Origin of the sequence: Candidatus Sulfuricurvum sp. RIFRC-1 (genome assembly GCF_000310245.1) — a bacterium.
Classification (GTDB): Bacteria; Campylobacterota; Campylobacteria; order Campylobacterales; family Sulfurimonadaceae; genus Sulfuricurvum.
The window spans coordinates 899,690-911,447 of the sequence record NC_020505.1; the positions used below are offsets into that span (position 1 = coordinate 899,690).

Annotated in this window: 10 protein-coding genes and 1 pseudogene; 3 read left to right on the forward strand and 8 right to left on the reverse strand. The window is 45.9% G+C overall.

The features are described 5' to 3' along the window. Nucleotides 1–119 precede the first annotated feature (119 nt). The 7 genes and pseudogenes from htpG to glmU all read right to left on the reverse strand — a co-directional run bounded on the left by htpG (nt 120) and on the right by glmU (nt 7,828). Nucleotides 120–1,999, reverse strand: a pseudogene (gene htpG, locus B649_RS04680) (molecular chaperone HtpG). Between the two features lie 93 nt (nt 2,000–2,092). Continuing rightward, entirely contained in the window at nt 2,093–2,821 is a 729-nt protein-coding gene (gene truA, locus B649_RS04685) for a tRNA pseudouridine(38-40) synthase TruA (protein ID WP_015653362.1), read from the reverse strand. Next, nucleotides 2,818–3,840, reverse strand: a complete 1,023-nt coding sequence (locus B649_RS04690; RefSeq protein WP_015653363.1) for an LptF/LptG family permease — start codon at nt 3,838–3,840, stop codon at nt 2,818–2,820. The genes truA and B649_RS04690 overlap by 4 nt, the downstream gene beginning before the upstream one ends. Further along, entirely contained in the window at nt 3,833–4,582 is a 750-nt protein-coding gene (locus tag B649_RS04695) for an A24 family peptidase (protein WP_015653364.1), read from the reverse strand. Before B649_RS04695 ends, B649_RS04690 begins: the two co-directional genes overlap by 8 nt. Continuing rightward, nucleotides 4,582–5,259 carry a polyprenyl diphosphate synthase gene (gene uppS, locus B649_RS04700; RefSeq protein ID WP_015653365.1) on the reverse strand — a complete coding sequence of 226 codons (678 nt, stop codon included), beginning with the start codon at nt 5,257–5,259 and terminating at the stop codon, nt 4,582–4,584. Before uppS ends, B649_RS04695 begins: the two co-directional genes overlap by 1 nt. After that, complete coding sequence (gene coaBC, locus B649_RS04705) at nt 5,256–6,524, reverse strand: bifunctional phosphopantothenoylcysteine decarboxylase/phosphopantothenate--cysteine ligase CoaBC (RefSeq protein ID WP_015653366.1); 1,269 nt, start codon at nt 6,522–6,524, stop codon at nt 5,256–5,258. Before coaBC ends, uppS begins: the two co-directional genes overlap by 4 nt. Then, nucleotides 6,518–7,828, reverse strand: a complete 1,311-nt coding sequence (gene glmU, locus B649_RS04710) for a bifunctional UDP-N-acetylglucosamine diphosphorylase/glucosamine-1-phosphate N-acetyltransferase GlmU (protein ID WP_015653367.1) — start codon at nt 7,826–7,828, stop codon at nt 6,518–6,520. The genes coaBC and glmU overlap by 7 nt, the downstream gene beginning before the upstream one ends. 50 nt (nt 7,829–7,878) lie before the next feature. Between glmU and fliP the strand changes: the two genes are divergently transcribed. Genes fliP through B649_RS04725 form a run of 3 tightly spaced genes read left to right on the forward strand, consistent with a single transcriptional unit; the run spans nt 7,879 to nt 11,164 of the window. After that, nucleotides 7,879–8,649, forward strand: a complete 771-nt coding sequence (fliP, locus tag B649_RS04715; RefSeq protein WP_291750944.1) for a flagellar type III secretion system pore protein FliP — start codon at nt 7,879–7,881, stop codon at nt 8,647–8,649. A gap of 20 nt (nt 8,650–8,669) precedes the next feature. Next, nucleotides 8,670–9,785 (forward strand): tRNA (uridine(54)-C5)-methyltransferase TrmA, encoded by a 1,116-nt coding sequence (trmA, locus tag B649_RS04720; RefSeq protein WP_015653369.1) that lies wholly within the window; start codon nt 8,670–8,672, stop codon nt 9,783–9,785. Next, nucleotides 9,782–11,164, forward strand: a complete 1,383-nt coding sequence (locus B649_RS04725) for a hypothetical protein (protein ID WP_015653370.1) — start codon at nt 9,782–9,784, stop codon at nt 11,162–11,164. Before trmA ends, B649_RS04725 begins: the two co-directional genes overlap by 4 nt. Before the next feature lie 5 nt (nt 11,165–11,169). Here B649_RS04725 and B649_RS04730 read toward each other — a convergent pair whose 3' ends face one another. Beyond that, on the reverse strand, nt 11,170–11,682 hold the full coding sequence (locus tag B649_RS04730; RefSeq protein ID WP_015653371.1) for a rhodanese-like domain-containing protein: 513 nt from the start codon (nt 11,680–11,682) through the stop codon (nt 11,170–11,172). Between the last annotated feature and the right edge of the window lie 76 nt (nt 11,683–11,758).

The window sequence follows — 11,758 nt, forward strand, 5'->3', positions numbered from 1 at the left end:
AGATTAGAAGTGTTTGAACAGAAGCGCGGTTGACTGCGCGTGGGCATTCCGCCGAGGAAAACTTAGCGTTAGCGTAGCCGAGCGGGGCTTTGCTCCGTCGGCGTAAAAAATAAATGATCTTACAGCGCTTTCGCCATAATACGGTTAAGTCGCGCAATAAACCCTGCGGTATCCGCAAGCGTTTCACCCTCATACAGTTTCGCCTGATCGAGCAACACATGTGCCGCATCGTCGATAAGGTTCATGTCTGCCGAGTCACTAAGTTTTTTGATCAACTCATGGTTCGGGTTGATTTGGAGGATTGGTTTCGGAGCTGGGAAATCGCCGCCCATGTTTCCGAACTGTTTCATCATCTGCGCCATCATATACCCTTGGTCTTCTTTATCGACTTTTAGACATACGGCAGACTCGGTGAGATCAAACGTCGTTTCGACTTTAGAAACGTTCTCACCCAAAGCGTTTTGGAGTTGACCTACGAATGATTCCAACCCTTTGGCTTTCTCTTCGTGCTCTTTTTTCTCCTCTTCGGACTCTTCAAGTTCCGCATCGGTGACGTTGACGAATTTATACTCGTTGTACTCACTCACCATCGGGAATACGATCGTGTCGATCTCTTCGTTGAGAACGAGTACATCGATCCCTTTGGCTTTGAAACGCTCTAGTGCAGGGGAGTTTTTGAGCATTTGGAGAGACATTTTTGCGCTGATGTAATAGATCTCTTTTTTCTCTTCGTCCACACCTTTGATAAACTCGCTGAACATAACCGGCTCGGCAGAGTTCAGGGTGTTGAGTTTGAGAAGCTCTAGGATTTTTTCACGGTTGCCCATGTCGCTGTAGAGTCCCTCTTTGAGGACGTTTCCGAACTCTTTGTAGAACGCGTCGTATTTGTCGGCATCGTTTTCGGAAACTTTTGCGAGTTCGCCGAGCACTTTTTTAACCGATGCATTTTTGATTTTTGCCATAACGCGGTTGCTCTGTAAAATTTCACGGCTGACGTTGAGTGGAAGGTCGGCAGAATCGATTACCCCACGAAGGAAGCGGAGGTAAGTCGGCATAAGCTCTTTTTCATCGTCGGTGATGAAGACACGGTTGATGTAGAGTTTGATACCGCTTTGGTAATCGACGCGGTACAAGTCCATCGGCGCTTTGGCAGGGACGTAGAAGAGGGTGGTGTACTCTAGTGTCCCTCAGCTTTATTGTGCATCCATAGCAACGGTTCGCTGGAATCATGCGCGATACTGGAGTAGAAATCTTTGTACTCTTCGTCGGTGATGTCGCTTTTGCTGATCGTCCACAATGCGTTGGCTTTGTTGACTTGTTTGTTTACGATTTCGTTGTGACCTTTCTCTTCGCCCTCGGCTGGGGCTACCCACTCCTCTTTGTCCATGAAGATCGGGAAAGGGATATGGTTGGAGTATTTTTTGATGATAGAGTCGATGCGGTGAGTCTCTAGGAACTCGCTCTCATCGTCTTTTAGGTGCATGATGATGCTTGTACCGTGGCTATCACGAACTGCGGGTTCTAGGTCATACTCTGATCCTGCCATTGAGGACCATTTGTAGGCTTGCTCTTCTCCGGCTTTGCGGCTGATAACTTCGACTTTGTCCGCTACCATGAACGAGGCGTAGAAACCGACACCGAACTGACCGATAAGGTTGGAATCTTTTTTCTGATCGCCTGAGAGTTTTTCGAGGAACGCTTTGGTTCCCGATTTCGCGATGGTTCCGAGGTTTTCGACCAAATCGGCTTCGTTCATACCGATACCGCTGTCGCTGATGGTAAGGGTTTTAGCCTCTTTATCGATGATGATGTCGATACGAGGAGCGAAGTTTACCCCTTTGTAGGTGTCGTCGGTGAGGACGAGCATGTTGAGCTTATCGAGTGCATCCGAAGAGTTTGATACGAGCTCGCGGACGAAAATCTCTTTGTTGGAGTACAAAGAGTGGATCATAAGATGTAAGATTTGTGAGACTTCAGTCTGGAACTGATGTTTTGCCATGTGACTATCCTTTTAGGTTAAAAATTTGAGCTGTGATTGTAACGAAATAGTTTTAATAATGCAAGAGGTATCAAATGAGTTGAGTCTATATGACTAATACTTAATGTGCGTTAGATAAAGTCCGTTATGCGGCGCGATATCGGTGGAGTATCGCTTGAGACAGTTTAACTGCTCTATGAGCTGCTCTTTTGTCGCTTTTCCCGCCGAGATACGGAGCAAAAACCCGACCATCAGGCGGATTTGAGAGCGTAAAAATCCGTTTCCCTCGAAAACCAGGACAAAATATCCTTTGTGTGAGTAGGCGTAAGCACGGTAGATAATACGGGTGAAGTGATCCATATCGTTACCGCTCTTTTTGAAAAGTTCAAAACTATGGGTCCCCTCAAAACATCTGATTGAATCACGAATCACTTCACGGTTGAGAGTGGGGATAAAGGAGACGAAGTTGTCTTCAAACGGGTTGGTATTCCCCTCTTTGATGACGTAGCGATAGACGCGTCGTTTGGCACTGTAGCGGGCGTGAAAGTCGCTTTCGACAAATTCGATCCGTAAGATCCGTAACGAGTTTGGGAGCTGGAGGTTGAGCATCTCTTTGAGTCGTTGAAGGTCGCTCCAAAACAGAGGGAGATCGATGTGCATCACTTGATGCGTCGCGTGAACGCCTCGATCGGTGCGGCCTGAACCTTTGGGGGCGGAGTTGATTTTGAGACGTTTGAGGGCGATGATGAGGGTGCCGATAACGGTCTCATGGGTGGTGGGCTGCTGTTGAGATCCCATAAACGCCGAGCCGTTATAGCTCATGGTGATTTTGGCACGGTTCAAAAGCGCGTTCCCACTAAACGTTTATAGAAACCATAGGAGAGGATCACCCATCCGAGTGCTACCACCCAGATCGTATGAAATCCGAGCCATTGCTGGGTGATGATGGCAGAGGCATAAAATCCGACGATGGAGAGAAAAAGCCATAGGTAAATCCATCGCTTTTGGTGGCGTGCATGGACGACACCCAAGGCAATCATCAAAAATACGGAAATAAGGGGGAAAAGACTTAAGAGGGTATTGGTGATGATGAGTCTATTTTTTTTCGGTCGCTCTTCCTTATTTGTCCAAAAATCGAGTGTGTTACGGTAGATGGTAGGATCGGTATTCATCATATCGTTAATGTAGGCGGTTTTAAAAAGCATGGTTTTGAGAAGCGCGTTATCATAACTGTAACTTTGTCCGTTTGACAATTGCAGCTGCAAGACCCCTTTATGGTTAATGAGTTCTGCTTTTTCAGCGGTTATGAGGATTTCTTCTTTCATTTCCTTGTTAAAAAGGACTACATCTCCGAAGGCACGTGATTCCGAATCGCTTTTGTTGATAAAGAGCATCCAATCCCCGAAGTTATGACCAAACTCTGACGCCGTAAGGTTGAACTTGGCTTCCGCCCTTTTTTTCTCCAAAAAGTTGCCGGAGATAATTTTGATATAGGGGATAACTACTACAAAATTGACAAAAAGGAGGATAGAGAGAAGCAATGCGGGAATTGCCAAAACTCTCGCAACATACGAAGGGGATATGCCGAGCGAAAAAACGACGACCATCTCATTATCATTTGAGAGACGGTAGAGTGTGAGGGCCCCGCCGACGATAAAAGCGATCGGGAGGGTATAAAAGAGCAACTCGGGCAATACGAAAAGATAGAGCTTCCCCATCTCCGCGATACTGAGCTGAATGACTGCCGTATAGGTTGCAAGTTTGATCATAAATATGACCGAAGCGATTGCGAACAGCGGGAGAAAAATCGAGAAAAAGAGAATCGAGAGATTCGATAAAATGTAATGGCGTAATTTATCCATATAACCCCGCCAAATAAGCCGTTACATACGTATCGAACATGAGTACAATCCAACATCCCATCGCTAAGAACGGGATAAACGGAAGTTGTTTGGAGTCATCACTCTCTCCTTGTGTGAGCAACAGTGCCGGAAGAGCGAGCACTGCACCTACGAAAATCGCAACAAGTCCCAATTTGATCCCCAGCAATGCCCCCATCGTAGCGGCAATCATAATATCGGCCTCTCCCATCGCCTCTTTTTTGATGGCATAGGAGAGGTAAAAACGAAGGAGGGTAAATCCACCGGCAAACAAAAGGGCATTGGTGAAGTTATAACCGAGCTGTCCGAAGGAGGTTGCACTCAAAATAGCGATGGTGAGTGCGGAGAGGTTGATACTGTCGGGGACCATTTTGTAATAATAATCGATAGCCGATAGGGCCAAAAGGAGATCAAACGTTAAAGCAACACCGAACGATTGAATACTCACCCCCAGTTTCATTGCACTAAAAAGGAAGATAAGTCCGCTGAGCAATTCGATGAGAGGATATTGTATCGAGATTTTTTCACCGCAAAAAGAACATTTTCCTCGTAAAAAGAGCCATGAAAGGATCGGGATATTGTGCCAAGCGCGAAGAGGAGTATTACAGCTCATACAATGGGATGCAGGAAAAGAGACGCTTTCATCACGCGGTGTGCGGATGATAACGACATTTAAAAATGATCCGATCGCCGCTCCCACAATAAAAACAAAGAGTAGTTCCATCAGTTTAATCCTCCGAAGCGTCTTTCGACTGTTTTAAATTTTTTGATAATGGCTTCGAGTTCATCAACACTGAATTCAGGCCATAGGGTATTGGTGAAAAATAGCTCTGCATACGCCGCTTGCCACAGGAGAAAATTCGACAGCCGATGATCTCCCCCGGTTCGGATCAGCAGATCAACATCATGTTGACAGTCGAGTGCTTTTCCCACGGATTCTACCGTAAGTGCTCCGCTATCGCGCAGAGCATTTGCCGCACGGACAATTTCATCACGCCCCCCATAGTTGAGTGCTAAGCTTTGCACCAATCCCGTACATGAGGCTGTCGCATTTTGAATATCATCGATCACTTTACGGAGCGATTTGGAGAAGATGGAGAGATCCCCAATCGGCTCAAAACGGATGTTTCCGTTTAGATAGGTAATTTTTTCATTTTTAAGATAACGCTCCAGAAGTTTCATTAAAAACTCGACTTCAAGCTTCGGACGTTTCCAGTTTTCGGTACTGAATGCATAAAGGGTCAGACGATGGATATCGCTGTGATTAGCGCAATAAGTTGTGATGGTACGAACAACCTCTGCCCCTCTCTCGTGGCCGAATGTCCGATTTTCCCCTTTGGATTCGGCCCAGCGGCCGTTTCCGTCCATAATAATCGCAATATGGCAAGGTTGATTGCTCATATACGCATCGCTTCATCTAAGAGTTGGAGAGAGAGTCCCAGTTTCTCATTTCTAGGGAGAGAAACAGTCCTTTCAACGGTGATAAAATCGATTCGGTTTGTATCACTTCCAAAAGGGTTATTTACATCGATGATGTTAAGGCATACCGCATTAGCCCCCTTGTTTACCAAAAGATTTTGGGCGTTTTGGGTTGCGACAGCGGGATCGGTTTCGGCTTTGAATGCGACCGTTTTAATCCCCTCTTTGTTACATGATTTGAGCAAATCGACGTTTTGTTTCATCTCGATATTCCATGATTCCCCTAACATCTCTTTTTTGAGTTTTCCCTCTTGAGGATGGGTCGGAATATAATCGCTCACCGCCGCCGCCATAAACAAAAAAGGCTCTTTTTGGATCAGAGCGATAGGCTCATCGTGAATCAGTGAAGGTTTGGTGAGTTTCCCTTTTTTTGCGATACGGATCGAATCGGTGAGGTATTCTTCCATCTCTTCGGAGCTTTCAACATCGATGGTATGGATCGAGGTCGGAAGACCTTCATCAAAACGGGTTGCAATCAGGTTTACATCGGCTCCTCGTAAAAAGAGCGCTGCAGCAAGTGCTGAGGCCATTTTACCGCTGGAGCGGTTAGAGATGGTGCGGACATCGTCGAGCTTTTCGATCGTCCCCCCGCCGGTGACGATAACACGGCGATCAGTCCAAAAATCGTTTTTGAGCATTATTCGGGCACTCTGCCAAAAAATCTCCAGAGGCTCCGCCATTGCGCCATCACCCGTCACTTGACACGCTAACTCTTTGGTCTGGGTATTGACAATCTCGTAGTTGGCGATGGCGAGCATTTTCATGGAGGCTTGGATCATCGGATTTTGGATCATGTTGGTGTTTGCCGATGGAGCGAGGAGTTTGATTCCCGGATAGGCGAGGGCACATTGGGTGAGTATCGTATCGGCGATACCGTTGGCGAGTTTGGCAATCGTGTTGGCGGTGGCGGGGGCGATAACGAGCAGATCGGCCCACCCGGAAATTTTGATGTGGTTAAAATCGTCACTCCATGACTCGTTGGTATCATCGAGGACACGGTTACGGCTCAGGGCTTCAAAACTGAGCGGCGCTACGAATTTTTTTGCGGCAGGGGTCATAACGACTCGCACTTCGGCCCCCGCTTTGATGTAGAGACGGAGCAATTCGAGTGATTTGTAGGCCGCGATCGAACCGGTCACTCCAAGGAGGATTTTTTTACCTTCCAAAAGGTTTGAGGGGATTAACATACTTTCCCCTTTCCGAAGAATTTGGTGAAAAATCCGGCTACTTTACGGATTGGTGTACGGCTGAGGATGAGGATATCACTTTCGTATTTACCTGCTGTCACGGTTGTCCCTGCGGCGATCATCACATTATCGGCTATCTCGACAGGAGCTACGAGCTGGGTATCGCTTCCGACAAAGACATTTTTACCGATGATAGTTTGGTATTTTTTCACCCCATCGTAGTTGCAGGTGATGGTTCCCGCTCCGATATTGGTTCCCGAATCGATCACGGCATCGCCTAAATAGCTTAGATGACCTGCTTTAACGCCGTTAAGGGTCGATTTTTTGACCTCGACGAAGTTCCCGATATGGGTCCCCGTAATCACACTAAGAGGACGGATATGGGCTAGCGGACCGATATCCGAATCACGGATAACACTCTCTTCAATCACGCTGTGGGCTTTGATGTGAGAGTTGATGATCAGGGTATTTCCGCACAGGCGTGCACCGTTTTCGAGGACACATTCTCCCTCAAACTTTACCCCTTCCTCAATATAGATGGTTTCAGGCAGTTGCATAATCACCCCCGCATCCATCCAGGCACGGCGGAGGCGATTCATCATAATCATCTCGGCATTGGTGAGATCGTTTTTGGAATTGACCCCTTTGAATTCCACTTCTTCGACATAGAGCGGGGCAATACTCAATCCATCGTTGCGTGCCATTTCGATAACATCGGTAAGATAATATTCTTTTTGCGCGTTTGCGTTGGAAAGACGGGGGATATAGGTTTGCAATACATGGTGTTTAAACGCATAGACTCCGGCATTGACGGTATTGATCGTTTTTTCGCTTTCACTCGCATCTTTCTCTTCAACGATTCGTTGAACGCGGTCGTTTTCAATAACGACACGGCCGTAGCCTGAGGGATTGTCGAGGGGGATAACCGACATCACGATATCGGCAGGATTGGCGAGGAATTTTTCGATCGATGAACGCTCAATCAGGGGCATATCGCCATTGAGAACAAGGACATCATCATATCGCGGGTTCACTCCCATCATCGCTCCCCCTGTGCCGGGGAAATTATCGGCATCTTGGGTGACAAACGTCAAGTTGCTGAAATGTTTTTCCATCGCGGTGATTACGGCCTCTTTTTGGTGGGCGACGACGACGATAACATCATCGGTAATCTCTAGCGCGGCTTTAATACTGTAGTAGAGCATTTCGCGTCCGCAAATCTCATGAAGTACTTTAGCTTTCGGCGATTTCATACGAGAACCTTTTCCGGCGGCTAAAATTACGATAGAGAGAGAGTTGGACATAGATGCTCCTGATAGTTATTCGTGTTATTTTATCAGATTTTACTTAGTCTATGGTATTATCATCTCTTTATTTTGGGAGTGTCGGTTTGGGTCGTTTTTTCTTTTTGTTTCTTTTAATTCCCTATGCTCTATGGGGTGCTGATCCGCAAGTTCCGGCAATGAATTTTAATCTCACAGCTCCCGAATCACCGGCTGAAGTGGTAAGTTCACTTAATGTTTTACTGGTTTTAACCGTACTGTTTTTAGCACCGAGTCTGGTGCTGGTGATGACGACTTTTACCCGTTTCGTTATCGTTTTCGGATTTTTGCGCCAAGCTTTGGGTACTCAGCAAGTCCCTCCGACACAGCTTCTTGTCATGCTGGCATTGATTTTGACGGTTTTCGTCATGGAGCCTGTCGCCACCAAAGCGTATGAGGAGGGGATTAAGCCCTACAGTGAAGAGAAAATCACGTACGATGAGGCATTTGAGAAAACAACCGAGCCGTTCAAAAGCTTTATGGTACGCAATACCCGTGAAAAAGATTTGGCCCTCTTTTTGCGTATACGTCATATGGAAAATCCTCAATCAATCAAAGAAGTTCCTCTCACCATTGTGATCCCGGCATTTATGATCAGTGAGCTCAAAACCGCTTTTGAGATCGGATTTCTCCTCTTTTTGCCGTTTCTCGTCATCGATATGGTCGTTGCTTCGATCCTGATGTCGATGGGTATGATGATGCTTCCCCCCGTTATGATCTCGATGCCGTTTAAAATACTCGTTTTTGTCATGGTTGACGGATGGAATTTGCTGATCGGTAATCTGATCGCCAGTGTTAAATAGTTTGAAATTAAAGGTTCTATGTGCAGTGTGAATATTTCGGGATTTGTGGAAGTTGCCGCGATTATGAAGAGGGGTATGCAGGACAACTAAACCGTAAAGTTTCAGCGGTTCAAGCAATATTTTTGCCTCTGTATTCAGGGGAGATTGCGATCTCTTCTTCACCGACTACGCAGTACCGTTCTCGCGCCGAATTCAAAATTTATCACGATGATGAGGGGATGTCGTATGCGATGAGCCGACTCGATCGGCAGGGTGCATTGAAAATAGAGCGTTGCTCTATCGTTTCTCCCTATATTGCTTCGGTGATGGATAAACTTCTGATCGAGATAGGTGATCTTGGCATAGGTCATAAGCTTTTCGGGGTTGATTTTTTAACCTCGGGCGAAGGGGAGATGACCCTCAGTATGCTCTATCATAAAGCGCTTGATGAAGAGTGGCAGAATAAAGCACGTGAACTCGAAAAACGGCTAGGGGTCTACGTCATCGGACGAAGCCGCAAACAAAAACTGGTTCTTTCCCAAGATTATGTCACCGAAAAACTGCAGATTGCTGGGCGCGAGTACCGCTATATCCATATCGAGAACAGTTTTACCCAGCCGAATCCGAGAGTCAATGAGCAGATGATAGAGTGGTCACTCTCTCAATTGGAGGGGATAGGCGGCGATCTACTCGAACTTTACTGCGGTGCCGGAAATTTTACGATCCCTTTTGCGACCAGATTTGAACGGGTATTGGCAACCGAAATCTCAAAATCATCGATCCACGCGGCAAAACAGAACATGGCTCTTAATGGGGTAGAAAATATCGAGTTCGTTCGTCTGAGTGCCGAAGAGTTTACCTGTGCACTCGATGGGGGACGTGAATTCCGCCGTTTGGAAGGGCTAAAAGTAAGCGATTATCATCTAAAGACTCTTTTTGTCGATCCTCCACGAGCAGGTTTAGGAGAAGAGCCGTGTACCTTTGCGGCACGTTTCGATCATCTTCTCTATATCTCATGCAATCCTGAGACACTGTATCGTGATTTGGAGATACTCTCTCAAACCCATACGATTACGGCTATGTCGGCATTTGATCAATTCCCCTACACTCACCATTTAGAGATGGGTGTGAAGCTAACCAAAAAAGGATTGGCGTGAAAGCTATCTTACTGAGTACCTTAGCGGCAGTTTATTTATTCGGAGCAACGGAGCAAAGCGGCGCTATAGTGAATGAAGTTGCGAAACTTCGTCAAAAATACGAAGAATGCAGAGCGGGGCAAAGTACTGTTTTAGGAATAGAGCCAAAAGTATACGCACAGTCTGAAAAAGAGCGCAAAGAATTGAATACGAAGGTAATAGGGTACAAAAGCCGTATTGCCGATTTGGAAGGGCAAATAAAACAAAGCTATTCGGAACTTACCCGTCTTAAAAAACGCAATACCGAAGTCGAACGTGAAATTTCCCAAAAAAGAGGGGTTGTTCAAAGTTTGGAACAGACACTTACTGCACGCGATAAAAATTATCGGGCAGAGGTAGAGCGCAATGAAATGCTCACAGAGCAAACCAATACGGCAAAAGTAAGCCGTATCGAGCGCAAAAATCTCACGGATTCGTTAAGCAGAGCAAAATTTGACATTGAGCGGCTCGAGAATGTGATTGCTAAAACAGCCAAAGAACGGACGCGATTGGAAAAAGAGCTAACAGAATCGAGAGCGCAGGTTGATAAATTCCGTAACACGAAAACATCGAGCGTTGCAAATGTGCAAGAGGTAAAAAATGTTGCCCCTGTATCCGATCAAAGCGGTAAAATCAAGGCTCTTCAAAATGAGCTCTCTCGTGCCAATGCCCTGATCGTTGAACTGCAAAATACTCCAAAACCGAGTACTAAAGAGAAAGTGGTTACCAAAGTAGTCGAACCCACCGATAAAATTGTGGCATTGCAGCGTGAACTTTCCACCGCACAGACAACCATTGCCAATCTTAAAAAAGGTTCTAAAGTGACGGTTCAAGAGAGAATCGTTGAAAAAGTGATCGAGAAGGTTGTTTATAAAGATCGCCCGGTTGTTCAGGAAAAGATTGTCGAGAAGGTGGTCTATAAAGATCGTCCGGTCGTACATGAAAAAATCGTAACCAAAGAATCGGATGCAACCGAAAAACTGAACCGTGCATTGCAGCAAAAATTGGCTGAAAATGAAGTACAAATGGAGAAACTAAAAGCAAAAAAAGGGAAGCTGACACCGCCGAAAATGACCAAAATCGCTCAAACTCCTGACATTAAAACTTCGGTTGTATCGGCCGCTTCTACCCCTAAGAAAGGGGGCTTTTCTTCTGCCTACCGTATGGCTTCCAATGCTCCGATTTACAATGCCCCGGGTGGCTCACAGGTTGATACGTGGGAAGCTCGACGATCGTTTACGGCCGGAAATCCGTCAAACGGATGGGTTCATATTACGGGGTATTTTGTCAATCGGGTATGGACTTCGACCGGTGCGGGTGAAAATTTATACGTAAGAGAGAGTGACGTTATCCGAAGATAACGCTATTAATACCCGTCAAACGGTAATTTTGCCTCTTTCCATCCGAACATAAATCCGTTATCAAGATTGTAGGCTTTAATCCCCTCTTTGGCGAGGAAGTTCGCCGCCGCTTTCGAACGTGGTCCGCTTCGACAGACCAAAATGACTGAGTTAACATTGCGTAGTTTCATTGCTTTCATCACATCATTCATAAAATTTTTATTGAATACCTCTTTGGCATCGTAGAGTTTTTGGATCTCAATATGCCCTTTCGGCTTATCATTTTTGAGTTCAAACTCGGCACTTTTTACCCGTTCTTCAACCGATTTTGGAATATAGGTCCACTCGTAAGCGGGGATATTGATAAAACCTTCTCCATGCCCAGTATAGATGAATTCGAGGGTCGTACGGACATCAACGATGATCGCTTCCCCTTTTTTTTGCATCTCATGCGCTTCGGTAGCGGTGAGATCACCTTCATATACGTCATCAGCCCAAAGTGCAGTGCACGCAAGTAAAATGAGCAGTAATTTTTTCATACATAAACTCCTAATTGCTAATTAATATCACAATTATATCTAAAAGAGAATTAACACAAAGATGAATAAAAACAAG